This window comes from Rhodoferax sp. RT4P68 (assembly GCF_056521305.1).
Genome location: NZ_JBWMBB010000005.1, coordinates 405997 through 422248 on the forward strand (window position 1 = coordinate 405997; position 16252 = coordinate 422248).

The following is a 16252-nucleotide window of genomic DNA, read 5'->3' on the forward strand; positions in this document are numbered from 1 at the left end:
TGGATTGTTGCGACTCATTTTTGAAGGCTGTCATGCAAACCATCGGTTCACCACTCATGTGGTCCCTGTTCGCGGCGTTCGTCCTCGTGGCGCTGCTGGTCGACTTCTTCGCCATGAGCAAGCAGGGCGCCCACCGCGTCAGCACCAAGGAGGCGGCCATCTGGTCGCTGGTCTGGGTGGGCGTTTCCTTCGTCTTCATGGGCTGGATGTGGTGGTACCTCGGCGGCACGGGAACAGACGAGGCCGCGCGTGCGCTCGCGGGCGAGAAGTCGCTGGAGTTCCTCACCGGCTACCTGATCGAGAAGGCGCTGGCGGTCGACAACATCTTCGTGTTCCTGATGCTGTTCACCTACTTCGCCGTGCCGGCAGAGTCCCAGAAGCGCGTGCTGATGATCGGCATCCTGGGGGCACTGGTGCTGCGCGCCGGCATGATCCTGGTGGGCGCCTGGCTGATCACGCAGTTCCACTGGGTGCTGTACGTGTTCGGCGCGTTCCTGCTGTTCACCGGCATCAAGATGTGGTGGGCCGCAGGCCAGGAACCCGACCTGGACAACAACCCGGCGCTGAAGTGGATGCGCCGGCGCTTCAAGATCGCGCCCGACTACGACGGCGAGAAGTTCTTCACCGTGGTGAACGGCGTCAAGATGGCCACGCCCATGCTGGTGGTGATCCTGCTGATCGGCATCGTGGACGTGGTGTTCGCGGTGGATTCGATCCCCGCGATCTTCGCCATCACCACCGACCCGTTCATCGTGCTGACGTCCAACGTGTTCGCCATCCTGGGCCTGCGCGCGATGTACTTCCTACTGGCCAACATGCACGAGCGCTTCCACCTGCTGAGCTACGGCCTGGCCATCATCCTGGTGTTCATCGGCACCAAGATGCTGCTGATCGACCTGTACAAGATTCCGGTGGTGGTTTCGCTGGGCTTCACGGTGGTGGTGCTGGCGGCCACCATGGTGCTGTCGCTCATGGTTCCTGCCAAGGGCAAGGGCGGTGGCGGTGCTTACCCGTTCGGGGCGAAGAACAAGTCTGAGTGACATGCTGCACCTGGAAGGCGCATTTCGTCGCCTCGAGGCGTTCACCTCACCAGCATTGGTCGGATCCCTCCGGTCCTTCGACAGCTGACCATGACGCGCGGCGGGGTGTCGGCGCATGCACGGCAGGGGATGCAGAACACGTCTGGATGACCGTGCCACTCGGCCTGCCTCATCGCAGCGCAGCCGCTGCCACCAGACACCCCTTGAACACCTCCGTCGCCGCCGACAGCGCCGCCCCCGCCAGCGTGAACACCGCCACCGGCATCATCAGCCCCGGCGTGTCGATCTCCAACGCGCGCACCTGGCCCGCGAGGGCCAGCCGCCGTGCCAGATGCTGGGGCAGCACGGCCAGCGCGCCGCCCTGCGTCAACAGTTCCAGAATCAGGTCGAGCGACAGCGTGGCCGCCAGCTCGCGTGGCAGCGCCGCGCCACTGCGCCGAAACAGCGAATCCACCGCGGCGCGCACGCGCGTGTTGCGCGGCGGCAGCACCCAGTCCTCGGCCACGAGGGCGTCCCAGTCGAGCTTGCGCCTGGCGGCCAGCGGGTGGCGCATGCCGCACACGATGACCAGGGCGTCGATGTACAGCGGCGTGCAGTCCAGGTCGTCGGGCACCGCGCTGTCCAATGCCGCGCCCACCACCAGGTCCAGCCGCCCGGTGCGCAGCTGGCGCAACTGGTGTTCGCGCAGCCCTTCGCTCACCGTCACCGTCAACGCCGGCAGCTGCTTGCGCGCCTGCAGGATCGCGGCATTCAGCAGGGTGCCGGTACCGGCGCCGGCGGTGGCGCCCACGACCAGCGTGGTGGCGATGCCTTGCTCGATGCTCGTCAACTCGTCGATCGCGCGGCTGATCTCGTTGCTCATCATGTGGGCGTAGCGCAGCAGGCAGACGCCGTGTGCGGTGGGCACCATGCCGCGCGGCGTGCGCTCGAACAGCGGCACACCGACACCACTTTCGATCTCGGCCAGCGCCTTGGAGACGGCGGGCTGCGAGATGTTCAGCGCCGCTGCCACGCGCCCCACCTGGCCGAGTTCTTCCAGCGACACCAGCAGCCGCAGGTGGCGCAGCGTCAGCGCACGCTGCAAGAAGGCACTGGAGATGTTGGCCATGGCAGTCTCCGTTCAGCGCTCATCATAACCAGCAGGTTATGCCGTGGAGGGTCGAATTCATTGGGCAAAGGCCATGCCCGTCAACACAATTCGCTTGTCGCCAAACCCGGCGATCAGAGCCCCACGAAACGGAGACACACCATGCGCCACACCACCCCGCTCGACATCCGTCCGCTGACGCCGGCGCTCGGCGCCGAGGTCTTCGGCATCGACCTCGCGGCGCCACTGGCGCCGTCCGACATCGAGGCGATTCGCCACGCGCTGGTGGCGCACCAGGTGATCTTCTTTCGCGACCAGCACATGAGCCATGCGCAACACATCGCACTGGGCCAGCGCTTCGGGTCGCTGCACATCCACCCGCTGGCAGCCGGCAACCATCCGGACCATCCGGAACTGCTGCGCATCCACGCCGACGAGACCTCGCAACGCGTGGCCGGCGAAGACTGGCACAGCGATGTGAGCTGCGAGGAAGAGCCGCCGATGGGCAGCATGCTGTACCTGACGGACGTTCCTGCCAGCGGCGGCGACACCATGTTCTGCAGCATGTACGCGGCCTACGACGCGTTGTCGCGGCCGATGCAGCAATTTCTGGAAGGCCTGACGGCGGTGCACGATGGCGCGAAGGTCTGGACCAAGTACGGCCTGGCACCGTCACGCCCGTTCGCGCGTACCGAGCATCCCATCGTCAGCGTGCACCCGGACACCGGCCGCAAGCTGCTGTTCGTCAACAAGGTATTCACCTCGCACGTCCCGGCGCTGTCGGCCAAAGAAAGCGATGCGGTGCTCGACATGCTGTACCGCCATGTCGAGAATCCGCGCTTCATGTGCCGCTTCCGGTGGCAGCCGAACTCGGTGGCGTTCTGGGACAACCGCTGCACGCAGCATCAGGCGATCTTCGACTACTTCCCGGCGCGCCGCAGTGGCTACCGCGTGACGATCAATGGCACGCGGCCGCTGGCCGCCGTGCAGGCGCATGTCTCGCGCAAACAGCAAGCATCGGCCGTCGCCGCCTGAACCGGGAGATCACCATGCCATCCTCCAACCCGACGATGCACGTGGCAGCCCTGCCGCACGGCCTGCAGCGCAGGAGCTTCCTCGCGGCGGCCGCCGCGCTGTGCGCGGTTCCAGCCCTGGCCGACAACGCCTATCCCGCCCGGCCGATCACGATCGTGGTGGGCAACATCCCCGGCAGCGGTGGCGACCTGCTGTGCCGGGTGATCGCCGCCGGCCTCGGTGCGGCGCTCAAGCAGTCGGTGGTGGTCGACAATCGGGTTGGCGCCAACAGCTTGATCGCCAGCATGGCGGTGGTCGGCGCCAGGCCCGACGGCTACACGCTGCTGTTCGGCAATGCGTCCAGCACCGTGATCAACCAGGCGGTGCAAAAGACCCAGCGCTTCGACGCCCGCAGCGACCTGGTGGCCATCGCCCAGGTGGGCGCCGGTGGCGTGGCGCTGGTGGCCACCACCGACTTCCCCGCCAATGGCATGCAGGAGTTCATCAGCCTGGCCAAGGCGCAACCGGGCAAGCTCAACTACGCGACCTGGGGGATCGGCAGCCAGGGTCATCTCGTGATGCAGGGGCTGGAGCAGATGAGCGGCATGCGAACGAACCACGTGCCCTACAAGTCGATCAGCGCGATCACGCAGGACATCCAGGGCGGCATGATCAACCTGGGTTTCATGGATGTCGCCAGCGCCATGCCGTTGGTCAAGCAGGGGCGGTTGAAGGTGCTCGGCCTCACCGGGTCGTTGCGCTCGCCCGGGCTGCCGGCGGCACCGCTGATGTCCGAGCAGGGCATCGACTTCAAGACCGACGGCTGGTACGGCTTGTTCGCGCCCAAGGGCACGCCGGCGCCCGTGGTGGCCTTGCTGAACCAGGAAGTGAACCGCCTGCTGGCATCGCCCGAGCTGCGGGACCGGCTGCTGCAACTGAACATCGGCAACCCACCGGTCAAGTCGCCAGAGGAATTCGCCAGAACGGTGCGGGACGACCTGCGGGTGTGGGAGCAGATCGCGCAACGGGCCGACATCCGGCTCGACTGACCCGCCCAAGGAACAAGCCATGCTGCTCAAGGAACCTGCCATCCAATACCCGCCGCTGGTCATGCCGCCCACGGTGAAGCGCACCACCGTCACCATCTGGAGCAACGGCGTCCCGCTCGACGCCGACCTCTACCGCCCCAAGGATGTCGACACGCGCGAGCGCGCGCCCGCCGTCGTGCTGTGCCACGGCTGGGGCGGCACCAAGCTGTCCGCAGAACGCTATGCCGCGAAGTTCGCAGCGGCCGGCATCGTGAGCCTGTGCTTCAGCCACAGCGGTTGGGGCGCCTCGGGCAGCAGGGTGGTGCTGGTGGGGGACCAGCCCGTGCTGGACGAGCACAACGAGGCGGTGGCCCGTGTACGCTTCATCCGCGAATTGGTCGACCCGGTCGAGTGGCGGCAGAGCTTTCGCGCCGCCATCGACTACATCGAAGGAGAACCGGGCGTGGACCCCCAGCGCATCGGCGCCTGGGGCACCAGCTACGGCGGCGGCATCGCCATGCACACCGCAGCGAACGACGCGCGCGTCCGGGCGCTGGCGGTGCAGGTGGCCTACCTCTCGGGCGTGAAGGAGCCGATGCGCGCGCACTGCCAGCAGCGTGCCATCGACATCGCCAGGGGAACGATCGCCGCCGTGCCCCAGGATATCGACACCGAGTTCTATCCGCGGCTGGCGGGCACGCCGCACCTGGCCAGGTTTCTGCAGCACGACACGATCGGCGAAGTCCACAAGCTCAAGGTTCCCACCTTGATGCTGGACGCGGGGAATGAGGAACTGTTCGACATCCGAGACAGCAGCGGCAAGGCCTACGAGATGCTGACGGGCCAAGCGCATGTGCCGGTTCGCTACACGGTCATCCCCGGCATCGACCACTACGGCATCTATTTCGATGGCTTCGAGGCAGGCAGCGCGGCGGCGCTCGACTGGTTCGCCACACATCTGTGACCGATCCGCCATGCAGCTTGCCAAACCGCACCTCGACGTGGGTCTCTTCGCACGCTCGATCGAGCCGCAGCTGACGTTCTGGCGCGACGTGGTGGGCTTGCCCTACGACCACTGCCTGAAGCTGGGCGCAGGCGTGCACCAACACCGCCTGCATCTGAACGGATCGGTGCTGAAGGTCAACCACGCGCGGGAGCCACTCGCCGAGGCAGACCCGTCGGGCATTGCCGGCGTGCGTGTCGCCACGGCTGTCACCCGCGTGCCCCAGCGGCTGTCGGACCCGGACGGCAACGGCGTCACCCTGGTACCGCCGGGGCACGACGGCGTCACTGGCATCGGCATCGATCTGCGCGTGCGCAAGCGCGAAGCGCACGAATGGTTCTGGCGCCACGTCCTGCAGTGCCCGTCGCCGGCACCCGGCGTGTACCTGTGCGGCGACACCCGCGTCTTCGTGCGCGAGGACGCGACGGTGCAGCCCACGCACAGCTGGCGCGGCTACGGCTGGCGCTACCTGACGGTGCAGGTGACCGACTGCGCGGCCGAGCACCGTGCCGTGCTGGCCCGCGGCGGCGGCGAAGGTGCGCCGCCGAAGCGCCTGGGCGATGTCGCCATCGTCTCCTTCGTGCGTGACCCTGACGGGAACTTCATTGAACTGTCGCAGCGCGCGTCGCTGGTTGGCCGCCTGTAGCCAGCGTCGAACCGGAACCCATGGCGGCGTGACGAGTGCCGGTGTGCGGCGGCAATAGCCAGCGCTTGCAGCGCTGCAAGCGCCGTCAGACCCCAAGCGTCACACGCTACGCGCGGCCCTGTCGGCCGTCTGCGGTGGGGGCGATGGTAGGCGCCCGCGCACATGGGAACGGCGCACGAGCCGATCCTTGGCCCTGGCGCGCAGGCAGACAGTGGAAGCCCTGCCATCTCCCCGGAGCCTTCATGTCCACACCACCCATCAAGCCCCTTGCCGTCGTCACCGGCGCGTCGTCCGGCATCGGGTTCAACCTGGCCAAATGCTGCGCGGAGAACGGCTTCGATCTGGTGCTGGCAGCAGACCAGCCCCTGGACGAGGCGGCGGACGACTGCCGCTCGCTCGGCGCCGCGGTGGAGTCGATCCAGTGCGACCTGGCGAGCCAGGAGGGCGTCGAAAGCCTGATGCAGCTGGTGGCGCAGCGCCCGGTGGACGCCCTGCTCGCCAATGCCGGCCACGGGCTCGGCAAGGCTTTTCTGGAGCAGGAGTTCAAGGACATCCGGCACGTGATCGACACGAACATCACCGGCACGCTCTACCTGCTGCACCGCACCGCGCCGCTGATGTGCCGGCGCGGCCAGGGCAGGATCCTCATCACGGGCTCCATCGCAGGCTTTCTGCCGGGAGCATTCCAGGCCGTCTACAACGGATCCAAAGCGTTTGTGGACTCGTTCGCGGCGGCGCTGCGCAACGAGCTGAAGGACAGTGGCGTGACCGTGACCTGCCTGATGCCGGGCGTGACGGACACCGACTTCTTCGTGCGCGCCGACATGCTCGATACCAAGGTGGGCTCGCAGGACAAGATGGACCCGGCCGAAGTGGCCGCCGTGGGTTTCCGCGCCATGATGGACGGCGAAGCGGATGTGGTCGCCGGGCTCAAGAACAAGCTGCAGGTCATGGTCGCCAAGGTCACACCGTCGCAGGTGCTGGCCGAACAGCACCGCAAGATGGCCGAGCCAGGCACCGCCGAAAACGCCTGAGCGCGACGTCAGGCGGTAGCGCTGCTTGCTGCTGCGCGGCGTATCGGGCAAGGTCATCTCGACCAGACCGCGAGCCAGTGCAGGCCGCAAATGCGCCGTGCGGAAATGCTCCACGCGCGCCAACTGCTGAGACCTGCCGCCAGTCGCCGCCACGCGAAACCTTCCGCCAGAACGACGGGACGGCATCCGAAGTTTCAACAAGGGATGTACGCAATCGCACCCTTTAATGTGTTTAAAGACTGAAATGACAGACTTGATCAATGATCAAGGCTTGTCTTGCGCAATACAGTTGGCTAAATTGTCTCCAATAACAGTCATTAAATCTCGTAAGGGCCGGGATTGCAGACGGCACATTTGTTTTCGAGGTGGGACGCGATAGGCCAGCCGGCGTCCGTGTGTCCTGAGCCACCAAATCCACCAGCGAAGCCATGAAGTACGACGAAACACTGCGCACACCCCCCAGCCGTTTGGCTGAAGCTCAACACATCGGCCTGATGCTGCAGGAGCTGCGCAAGGCGCACGAGATGACCCAAAGCGAGGTCGCCGCGCGGGCCGGTGTCTCGCGCTCCACCGCCGTGCTCATCGAGAAGGGCGACGAAAGCCGCACCCTGACGCAGGTGCTGCGCTATCTGCATGCGATCGAACCAGAGCTGTCCCTGGTCGGGCTGCTGCTGGGTCAGTCCAGCGCGGTGCGCAACAAGCTGGCGCACCACCCGATGCGACAGCATCTGCAGGTTGCGCAGGCCGGTGCGTTGGGCCATTTGCCGCTGACCGCAACATCCGTTGCGCCGAAATCTCCCGCCCTGCGCGAACGAGTGCGCAAAAAGAAGCCGGCACCAACGTCGCCCGCCAAAGAACGCGACCCGTATGACTTCTAAGCCCCCCAACCCCTACGCAAAACCACCTGGCGAGGTCGCGGTGTTTGCGCACCTTGCCGGCGTCGATGGCGCAAACGACTTCGTGCCCGCCGGGCTACTGGAGGACCTGAACACGCAAGCGCCCACATTTGCGTATGGGCGACGGTACCTGGCGCGCCCGAACGCCATCGAAGTCGACCCGGTCACTCTTTCCCTGGCCAAGGCCGAAGGTGGCGTCAAGCGATTCACCTTGCCGGGCCACGCAGAGTTCGGCGGGCTGAGAGATGCCGCACCCGACGCCTGGGGACGTCGCGTCATCGAGAACAAGCTCAAGGTGGGCAGCGGCACACTTCCCGAGGTGGCCTACCTTCTGGAGGCCGGCGTGGACCGCGTCGGCGCCCTTGACGTGCGCAAGGACATCGCGACCCCCGCCAAGCACTCTGCGGCAGGCGAGGTGGGGCTGGCCCGCTTGCTGGAGGCGGCAGACCGCATCGAAAACGACGAACCCGTGGGCGAGGACCTGGCCAACTGCTTCGACGGCCTGGGCAGCGCCGGCGGAGCCCGGCCAAAAGCATCCGTGCGTGATGCCGCAGGTGTGCTGTGGCTGGCCAAATTCCCCTCGAAGTCCGACCGTGCCTGCAACGCGGTGCTCGAAGCCGGCACGTTGGCGCTGGCCCGCGCGGCAGGCCTGCGGGTGCCCCCGGTGAACGTCATCGACGCGGGTGGCGCGCGGGTCTTGTTCATCCGGCGCTTCGACCGTTACTGGGCTGCGCCCGGCGCTGTGCTGCCGGCGGGCCAGGAAAGCTGGGAGCCCGTGCCGACCGAACACGACTCGCCCGTGATCGAAGGCCGCATCGGGTTCTGCTCGGCCATGACCCTCATGGGGATGGACGAGTACGACGCCCGCAACAGCTCCTACCACGCCCTGGCCCAGCAGCTGCGCGCCCGAGCCGTGCCAGCGTTCATCGAGCGCGATCTTCGGGATCTGTTCAAGCGGCAGGCGCTGAACATCTTTGCCAACAACAACGACGACCACCTGCGCAACCACGCCTTCATCTATGACGTTGCGGCCAAGGGTTGGAGGCTCAGCCCCCTGTACGACGTCCTTCCCATGAACACCGTGGCGCACGAGCGTCTGTTGCACCTGGAGCTTGGCGACCAGGGCCGGCTGGCGACATTGGACAACCTGATGACGCGCTGGCCGGCGTACTTCGCCCGTGAACGTGAAGCGCTTCGCGCCGTGCATGAAGTCTGGGTGGCGGCCAGGAGCTGGAAGGCGTACTTCGAACGTTTCAATGCCTCAGGCAGTGACATGTCGCACCTGGAAGGCGCATTTCGTCGCCTGGAGGCATTCACCTCCCCGGAACTGGCCAAGGCCCTCCGGTCCTTCGAAGGCTGACCCGTCACGCAGCCGTTCGACCAGCATCGTGGGGCCGTGGTCGATGAGGCCGCTGGCATGGTGCAGCCCGACGGGTTGGAAACGGCTTGTCATGCACTCTGCGAAAAAGCCGCACCATTTCCCCGCCGCCGCGCCGCTGCTGCCGGCCGACGCCGATGCGCGGCTGCAGGTGCACACTTTCCGTTCAACGAACTGATGCCGCAGCGGTTTCTGATCGGCCGGGTGTAGTCGCAGGCTGGTCGGGCAAGCCGGCGCCATCAAGCCGCGCGCACCAACCCGGCGTCATCGATGATGTTCGCCACCAACCCCAGCTCCAACGCCTGCGCCGCAGGCACATACCAGTCGCGCGCGAGCACGCGCTCGCGCAGGTCTGCATGCGACATTCTGCTGCCCTGCACCAGCCGGACGAAGTCGCGGTCTTCCACCCGCTGGCCCGATTCAAGCTGCGCCAGCACATCTTCCACCAGCGCCCGGCAGGCCCGCAGCGCACCCTTGAGCTCGACGGTCTTGGTGATCTTGCGTTCGTGCACGAGCAGCACCGTGTCTTCTGTGATGAAGCGCCGGTTCACCGGAAACGCCGACATGATGGTCACGCCGGCCGAATAGACAAACGTCTTGCCCAGAAAGTACACGTCCACCTGCCGGTGCTCGCGCCACAGGCGGATCTCCTGCGCGAGCCGCCGGCCGATGTCGGGATCGCCGCCCAGGGTGCTGAGCTCGAAGACCACCGGCTCGTCCCGGGGCGCGTCGTGCTGCTGGCGGAAGAACTCGCTCAGCATGCCGCCGTCGACATGGCCGAACAGCCGGATGTGCGGGGCCAGGCTGGGGATGCTCTGTGTGGTGGATGTCATGGCGTCAGGAGTGGTCAATGCTTGCATGGGAGTCCTTCGAAAGGTCTCTGGCAAGTCCACTATGGGAACAACAGCCGCGGGCGGCTGTCGTCAAGTGGTCAGCACACAGGTAGGTGCGGGCGCACACCGCAAGGCAAGCTGCGGCCGCGACCCTGCTCAGGAGCGCCAGCGCAGCACCCGGGCACCGTCGCGGCCGGTGCGCGCCTGCACTGAGGGACCCGCCACAGTGCGAGGCGAGCTCAGCCTACGTCGCAATCCGCTGGGCCCTGACACCTGCGCACAGCGCCTGGCGCAGACTCATGGCCTTGACCACGCGGGAGCGCACGATGGAACCGATGAAGCCAATGGAACCGATGAAGCCGATGGAGCCCATGCAACCCATGGCACCGATGAAGCCGATGCAGGGAGGCGATGCCTGGTGGCCCGACGGCCTCTCGAACCCCTCGTCCAGCGGCGGGCAGAACGACCTGCAATACGCCTTCTTCCCACAGCAGCGGCGCCTGGCCGTTCGCCAGGGCGGCGCCGTGCAGCAATACGACACCGGTGAGCTGGAGATTTCAGGGGTCAGCCAGAGCCAGAGCGGCCAGGGTTCCGGCAGCAGCCCGATGTTCTCGACGGCCCAGGGCGAAGTCGCGCTGTCCAGCCTGCGCAAGATCGGCTGACCGGCGCGCTCAGACCAGCGCTGGCGGCGGCAGTGGGTCGGGGCGCCGCAGCGGCAGGCGCACCGTGAATTGCGACCCCTGGCCGGGGCCCGCACTGCGCGCGGCCACGGTGCCGCCGTGCAGCTCGACAATCTCGCGCACCAGCCCCAAGCCGACGCCCAGGCCACCTGGCGCCATCTTTCTGGCGCCAGCGTCCTGCGTGAAGAAGTCGAAGATGCGTGGCAGCATGTCCGCACCGATGCCGATGCCGCTGTCTTCCACGCGGATCACGACCTCGTTGACTTCCTCGCCGGCCTTCAGGAACACGGCGCCCCCCGAGGGCGTGTACTTGAGCGCATTGCCCAGCACGTTCAGCACCACCTGCGTCAGGCGGCGCCGGTCGGCCTGCAGCTCGATCGGCCCCTGCTGCAGCACGGCGCTCAGCGCGATGCCCTTGGCCTGGGCCGCAGGCTGCAGATCATTCAGAGCGTCCTCCAGCAGCCGCTGCACGTGCACGCGCTCCAGCACGAGATCAAAGCCGTTGTGGTGCGCGCGCGCCAAGTCCATCAAGTCGTCGGCCAGCCCCTTCAGCACGGTGATCTGTCGCCGGATGACCTGCAACGCCTGCGTCGACGCGGGCGCCGTCTCGCGCGCACCGAGCAGATGCACCGCCATGGAGAGCGGGGCCAGCGGGTTGCGCAGCTCATGCCCCAGCGTGTGCAGGAACAACTGCTGGCGCTGCAGTTGTTCCTGCAGCGCACCGAGTTCGGCCTCGTGGCGCTCGATCTTGGCCCGCAGGTCGGTCCGGTCGCGCAAGACCTTGACGAAGCCCAACACCTCGCCGTGCTCATCGCGCACGCATGACAGCGCGCCGGTGACCCAGACACGGCTTTGGTCACGCCGCAAATGCCAGCGATCGTCTTCTGCATGGCCGCTGGCCCTCGCCACATCGAGCTCGAAGAAGTCGATCTTGCGGTGACGGTCCTCCGGCGTGAAGATGGTCGAGATGCTCTGGCCGGTGGCCTCTTCCGCCGTCCACCCCAACAGCAGTTCGCTGGATCGGGACCACCCGATCACGATGGCGTTGCGGTCCAGAACGATCACGGCCTCGCCGGAATCGCCCGCGTAGAAGGCGGCCAGCAGTCGCTGGACAAACGCGGGGTTGTCAGCGTCAGCGAGCATCGGCAGGCCAGGCGAAGTGGGTCAGCAGCTCGGGCGATAAGCGCGGACTCAAGCCGTGCGTGAGCCGCGTCGTCAAGGCTGTCATGCCATCTTTCGGCGCAGTTGTGGACCGTACAGTTTGCCGGCAACGCCGCCACCCCGCTGTCGGCCCGGTGTCGGCCTGCACGTAGGCGCACGCGCCGCGCTGCAACGCACGGCGCGGAACGCGGGCGGGGCGACTGCCGGCTCCCCGCCGCCCAGACGCTCAGCCACTGGCACTGACGCGCAACACCTCTTCGCCATACGCCTCCAGCTTGCGCGCGCCGATCCCGCTGATGCCCTGCAGGTCTTCCAGCGTCTGCGGCGCGCGGGCGGCGATGGCGGCCAGCGTGGCGTCGTGGAAGATCACGTAGGCCGGCAGGTTGTGCTGCTTGGCGACTTCGGCGCGCCAGGCCTTCAGCGCGGCGAAGCGGGCCTGGCCAACCCCGTCCATCTGCGCGGCAGCGGCCGGCACGCGGACGGTGCGCGCGCTGCGCCGGGGCGAGCGGCTGGGCGGCGCCGTGACCGATTCACGCAGCTGGACCGCCACCTCGCCCTTCAGCACACTGCGCGAGGCGGGTGTCAGGCGCAGTGTGTTGAATTTCTCGGCATCCACCTCCAGCGCGCCGGTGGCCACCAGCTGGCGCAGTACGCTGCGCAACTGCGCTTCGCTGAACTCGGCGCCAATGCCGAAGGTGCTCAGCTGCTCGTGGTTGAACTGCTTGACCTTCTCGGTCACCTTGCCGCGCAGGATGTCCATGATCTGCCCGGCGCCGAAGCTGATGCCGCTTTGTTGCTGCACGCGGTAGATGGTGGACAGCAGCTTGCGCGCGGCGTCGGTGCCGTCCCAGATGTCAGGCGGCGACAGGCAGTTGTCGCAGTTCCCGCAGACCGCCCGCATCGAGGGCGGCGCGCCCTCGTCGTCTGCGGTGCGCCCCCGGGGCTGGTAGCGCTCACCGAAGTAGTGCAACAGCCGCACGCGCCGGCAGTCGGTGGCTTCGGCCAGCGCCAGCAGCGCATCGAGCTTGCCGCGCATGACCTGCTTGAATTCTTCGCCGGCCGGGCTCTCGTCGATCATGCGGCGCTGGTTCACCACGTCCTGCAGGCCATAGGACATCCAGGCGTTGGCCGGCTCGCCATCGCGGCCGGCGCGGCCCGTCTCCTGGTAGTAGCCCTCGATGTTCTTGGGCATGTCCAGGTGCGCGACGAAGCGCACGTCGGGCTTGTCGATGCCCATGCCAAAGGCGATGGTGGCCACCATGACGACGCCCTCCTCGCGCAGAAAGCGGTCCTGGTGCTGCTGGCGCATGCCGGCGTCCAGCCCCGCGTGGTAGGGCAGCGCGCGCACACCGGCACCGGCCAGCGTCTGCGCCACCTCTTCGACCCGCTTGCGCGACTGGCAGTAGACAACGCCGGCATCGCCCGCGTGCTCGCGCTCGATGAAGCGCAGCAACTGCGTCACCGCCTCCTTCTTCTCGACGATGGCGTAGCGGATGTTGGGGCGGTCGAAGCTGCTGACGAACTGCTGCGCATCCTCCAACTGCAGGCGCTCGACGATGTCGGCTCGCGTCAGCGCATCGGCCGTGGCCGTGAGTGCGATGCGCGGCACGCCGGCATAGCGCTCGTGCAGCACGGTCAGCGCGCGGTATTCGGGGCGGAAGTCGTGGCCCCACTGGCTCACGCAGTGCGCCTCGTCAATGGCGAACAGGCTCAGCTTGCCGCGTGCATGCAGCGCGTCGAGCAGGTCCAGAAAACGGGGCGTGGTCAGGCGCTCGGGCGCGGCGTAGAGCAGCGTGGTCTCGGCGCGGGCCAGGCGGCGTTCCACATCGAGCGTGGCGTTCCAGTCGAGCGTGGAATTGAGGAAGGTGGCGTCGACCCCCGCCTCGTGCAGCGCTCCCACCTGGTCGTGCATCAGCGCGATCAGCGGCGAGACGACGATGGTCACGCCGTGGCCTGCGCGCTGGCGCGCGATCGCGGGGATCTGATAGCACAGCGACTTGCCACCGCCGGTGGGCATGAGCACCAGCGCATCGCCACCAGCGACCACATGCTCGACGATGGCCTGCTGCGGGCCACGGAACTGCGGGTAGCCGAAGGTCTCCTGCAGGATGGCCAGCGGCACGGCTTGCACGGACTGCGCGTCTTGCGTTGCCAGGGCCATCACGTCGTGGCCCCGGCCCGGCGGGCCCGTGGGCGGGAATGCTGGGTTCTCATGCCGCGTATTGTCCTGTCAAAAAATCCAGTTGCCAGCGCCGATGCCCCCTGCGCGGCGGTGATGCGGGCCACTTTCTACAATCGGCCGACCATGAAGACCCCGCCCTACACCCGCGCCCAGCAGCTGCCCGAGATCCTGTCGCAACGCATCGCCATCCTCGACGGCGCCATGGGCACCATGATCCAGCGCTTCAAGCTGACCGAGGCGCAGTACCGGGGCGAGCGGTTTGCCGACTTCGCGCGCGATGTAAAAGGCAACAACGAGCTGCTGAGCCTGACGCGGCCCGACGTGATCACCGCCATCCACGAAGGCTACCTGGCCGCCGGCGCCGACCTGATCGAGACCAACACTTTCGGCGCCACCACCGTGGCCCAGGCCGACTACGATATGGCCGACCTGGCCGACGAAATGAACCTGCGCTCGGCGCAGCTGGCGCGCGCGGCGTGCGACAAGTTCAGCACGCCGGACAAGCCCCGTTTCGTCGCCGGCGCACTCGGCCCCACGCCCAAGACGGCCAGCATCAGCCCCGACGTGAACGACCCCGGCGCGCGCAACATCAGCTTCGAGGAGCTGCGCGCCGCCTACTACGCGCAGACCAAGGCGCTGGTCGAAGGCGGCAGCGACGTGATCCTGGTCGAGACCATCTTCGACACGCTGAATGCCAAGGCCGCGCTGTTTGCGGTGGATGAATATTTTGAAGCCTCGGGCGAACGGCTGCCGCTGATCATCAGCGGCACGGTGACCGATGCATCGGGCCGCATCCTGTCGGGCCAGACGGTCACCGCCTTCTGGCACAGCGTGCGCCATGCGCAGCCGCTGGCCATCGGCCTGAACTGCGCGCTGGGTGCGGCGCTGATGCGGCCCTACATCCAGGAGCTGAACCGCGTGGCGGGCGACACCTTCATCAGCTGCTACCCGAATGCCGGCCTGCCCAACCCGATGAGCGAGACCGGTTTCGACGAAGCGCCGCAAGACACCTCCAAGCTGGTGCGCGAGTTTGCGGCCGAGGGCCTGGTCAACATCGTGGGCGGCTGCTGCGGCACCACGCCCGACCACATCGCCGCGATTGCGCAGGCCGTCTCGCCGCTGCCGGCGCGTGCGCTGCAGCGCAGCTATTTTTACAAAGAGGCGGCGTAGGGCTAGCCTGCGTTGAAGGGGCCGGCTGCTGCCTGTGGCGAGCGGGCCAAGCGCCGCTGGCCGTGCCCGGCTGGCGTGTGGACGCCGTCGTCGACACCATCGGCGCTGGCGACACCTTCAACGGCGCGCTGGCTGCGGCCCTGGCGCGCGGCCTGCCGATCGAGCAGGCGATGGTGCGCGCCAACGCGGCGGCAGCGCTGTCGGTGCAGGGGCGCGGAGCCGTTGGGGGAATGCCGACGGCGGCGCAGGTGGAGTCGTTTGTCGCTGGCTAGTTGTACCGAGCGACACCTTTGGTTTGTACAATTCATCTGTACATTTCAACGCACTGAAATCCGCCATGAACACCATCCCCTTCAGCGAAGCACGGGCGCACTTGGCCGAAACTCTCAGCGCGCTGGATCAGGGTGGCGAGCCCGTCATGATCTCGCGCCGCGGCCAGGCCGCTGCCGTGCTGATGTCCGTGGCGCAGTACCAGCGGCTCCTGGCACAAGGCGACAACCCGGCGGCACGGCTGCAGGCATGGCGCGCCGACCATGCAGAAGCTCTGGCCGAAGCGGCAGATGCACCCGATCCATGGGCCGACGTGCGTGACCGTCGGCCGACCCGTGCCGTGGATTGGGCCGTACCGGCATCCGCACCCGGCACAGCACGCGCCAAGCGTTGACCCGTGGCGACGACCCCCACGCTGCGCTGGCTGCTGGACACCAACGTCGTCTCGGAGCTGGCGCGCCCGCAGCCATCGGCTCTGGTGCTGCAAGCCTTTGCAGCACACGCGGGCGCTTCGGCGATACCCATGGTGGTGTGGCACGAACTGCTGTTCGGCGTGCTGCGACTACCCGAAGGCCAGCGCAAGGACGCGTTGCTGCGCTTCGTCCATGCCGTGCCTGGCGCACTGCCCAGGCTGGCCTACGACGAGCTGACGGCCCGCCGCCATGCGGAACTGCGGGTCGCCCGGCAGGCACGCGGCCGCCCCCTGGCCGAGCCGGACGCGCAGATCGCCGCCTGCGCCCTGGCCCAGGGCCTGACACTCGTGACCCGCAACACGCGCCACTTCCAGGGCATCCCGGGCCTGAAGCTGGCCAACTGGTTTGACGAATAGC

17 protein-coding genes and 1 pseudogene are annotated in these 16252 nt (G+C 67.4%); 13 read left to right on the forward strand and 5 right to left on the reverse strand.

What is annotated here, in order from left to right; translation table 11 throughout:
* The first annotated feature begins 32 nt into the window (after nucleotides 1–32).
* The gene (locus tag AC099J_RS13890) at nucleotides 33–1040 is read left to right on the forward strand and encodes a TerC family protein (RefSeq protein WP_479615842.1); all 1008 of its coding nucleotides are present in this window, start codon (nucleotides 33–35) and stop codon (nucleotides 1038–1040) included.
* 169 nt (nucleotides 1041–1209) lie between these two features.
* On the opposite strand, the gene AC099J_RS13895 is transcribed toward AC099J_RS13890, so the two are convergent.
* Nucleotides 1210–2148, reverse strand: a complete 939-nt coding sequence (locus AC099J_RS13895) for a LysR family transcriptional regulator (protein ID WP_479615843.1) — start codon at nucleotides 2146–2148, stop codon at nucleotides 1210–1212.
* Nucleotides 2149–2289: 141 nt separating this feature from the next.
* Between AC099J_RS13895 and AC099J_RS13900 the strand changes: the two genes are divergently transcribed.
* From AC099J_RS13900 to AC099J_RS13920, 5 genes are all read left to right on the forward strand, one after another.
* Nucleotides 2290–3162 (forward strand): TauD/TfdA dioxygenase family protein, encoded by an 873-nt coding sequence (locus tag AC099J_RS13900; RefSeq protein WP_479615844.1) that lies wholly within the window; start codon nucleotides 2290–2292, stop codon nucleotides 3160–3162.
* A 14-nt stretch (nucleotides 3163–3176) separates the two neighbouring features.
* The gene (locus AC099J_RS13905) at nucleotides 3177–4190 is read left to right on the forward strand and encodes a Bug family tripartite tricarboxylate transporter substrate binding protein (RefSeq protein WP_479615845.1); all 1014 of its coding nucleotides are present in this window, start codon (nucleotides 3177–3179) and stop codon (nucleotides 4188–4190) included.
* 19 nt (nucleotides 4191–4209) lie between these two features.
* Nucleotides 4210–5133 carry an alpha/beta hydrolase gene (locus AC099J_RS13910; RefSeq protein WP_479615846.1) on the forward strand — a complete coding sequence of 308 codons (924 nt, stop codon included), beginning with the start codon at nucleotides 4210–4212 and terminating at the stop codon, nucleotides 5131–5133.
* A 10-nt stretch (nucleotides 5134–5143) separates the two neighbouring features.
* Complete coding sequence (locus AC099J_RS13915; RefSeq protein ID WP_479615847.1) at nucleotides 5144–5818, forward strand: VOC family protein; 675 nt, start codon at nucleotides 5144–5146, stop codon at nucleotides 5816–5818.
* Between the two features lie 242 nt (nucleotides 5819–6060).
* Complete coding sequence (locus tag AC099J_RS13920; RefSeq protein WP_479615848.1) at nucleotides 6061–6852, forward strand: SDR family NAD(P)-dependent oxidoreductase; 792 nt, start codon at nucleotides 6061–6063, stop codon at nucleotides 6850–6852.
* A gap of 18 nt (nucleotides 6853–6870) precedes the next feature.
* On the opposite strand, the pseudogene AC099J_RS13925 reads toward AC099J_RS13920, so the two are convergent.
* A pseudogene (locus AC099J_RS13925) lies at nucleotides 6871–7038 on the reverse strand (Fic family protein); the annotation flags it as partial.
* A gap of 308 nt (nucleotides 7039–7346) precedes the next feature.
* On the opposite strand from AC099J_RS13925, the gene AC099J_RS13930 reads away from it, so the two are divergent.
* Both AC099J_RS13930 and AC099J_RS13935 read left to right on the forward strand, forming a co-directional pair.
* Nucleotides 7347–7730 (forward strand): helix-turn-helix domain-containing protein, encoded by a 384-nt coding sequence (locus tag AC099J_RS13930; RefSeq protein ID WP_479615849.1) that lies wholly within the window; start codon nucleotides 7347–7349, stop codon nucleotides 7728–7730.
* Nucleotides 7720–9108 (forward strand): type II toxin-antitoxin system HipA family toxin, encoded by a 1389-nt coding sequence (locus AC099J_RS13935; protein WP_479615850.1) that lies wholly within the window; start codon nucleotides 7720–7722, stop codon nucleotides 9106–9108. Before AC099J_RS13930 ends, AC099J_RS13935 begins: the two co-directional genes overlap by 11 nt.
* 257 nt (nucleotides 9109–9365) lie before the next feature.
* Here AC099J_RS13935 and AC099J_RS13940 read toward each other — a convergent pair whose 3' ends face one another.
* Nucleotides 9366–9959: a Clp protease/crotonase-like domain-containing protein gene (locus tag AC099J_RS13940; RefSeq protein WP_479615851.1), complete on the reverse strand. Its 594-nt coding sequence runs from the start codon at nucleotides 9957–9959 to the stop codon at nucleotides 9366–9368.
* 326 nt (nucleotides 9960–10285) lie between these two features.
* On the opposite strand from AC099J_RS13940, the gene AC099J_RS13945 reads away from it, so the two are divergent.
* Nucleotides 10286–10621, forward strand: a complete 336-nt coding sequence (locus AC099J_RS13945) for a hypothetical protein (protein ID WP_479615852.1) — start codon at nucleotides 10286–10288, stop codon at nucleotides 10619–10621.
* 9 nt (nucleotides 10622–10630) lie between these two features.
* On the opposite strand, the gene AC099J_RS13950 is transcribed toward AC099J_RS13945, so the two are convergent.
* Together AC099J_RS13950 and recQ are read right to left on the reverse strand one after the other, a co-directional pair.
* Nucleotides 10631–11782, reverse strand: a complete 1152-nt coding sequence (locus AC099J_RS13950; protein ID WP_479615853.1) for a sensor histidine kinase — start codon at nucleotides 11780–11782, stop codon at nucleotides 10631–10633.
* 244 nt (nucleotides 11783–12026) lie between these two features.
* Nucleotides 12027–13961, reverse strand: a complete 1935-nt coding sequence (gene recQ / locus AC099J_RS13955) for a DNA helicase RecQ (RefSeq protein WP_479615854.1) — start codon at nucleotides 13959–13961, stop codon at nucleotides 12027–12029.
* Between the two features lie 144 nt (nucleotides 13962–14105).
* On the opposite strand from recQ, the gene AC099J_RS13960 reads away from it, so the two are divergent.
* From AC099J_RS13960 to AC099J_RS13975, 4 genes are all read left to right on the forward strand, one after another.
* On the forward strand, nucleotides 14106–15152 hold the full coding sequence (locus AC099J_RS13960) for a homocysteine S-methyltransferase family protein (protein ID WP_479615855.1): 1047 nt from the start codon (nucleotides 14106–14108) through the stop codon (nucleotides 15150–15152).
* On the forward strand, nucleotides 15050–15424 hold the full coding sequence (locus AC099J_RS13965) for a PfkB family carbohydrate kinase (RefSeq protein ID WP_479615928.1): 375 nt from the start codon (nucleotides 15050–15052) through the stop codon (nucleotides 15422–15424). The genes AC099J_RS13960 and AC099J_RS13965 overlap by 103 nt, the downstream gene beginning before the upstream one ends.
* Before the next feature lie 65 nt (nucleotides 15425–15489).
* Nucleotides 15490–15816, forward strand: a complete 327-nt coding sequence (locus AC099J_RS13970; protein ID WP_479615856.1) for a type II toxin-antitoxin system Phd/YefM family antitoxin — start codon at nucleotides 15490–15492, stop codon at nucleotides 15814–15816.
* A gap of 3 nt (nucleotides 15817–15819) precedes the next feature.
* Nucleotides 15820–16251 carry a PIN domain-containing protein gene (locus AC099J_RS13975; RefSeq protein WP_479615857.1) on the forward strand — a complete coding sequence of 144 codons (432 nt, stop codon included), beginning with the start codon at nucleotides 15820–15822 and terminating at the stop codon, nucleotides 16249–16251.
* The last annotated feature ends 1 nt before the right edge of the window (nucleotide 16252 follow it).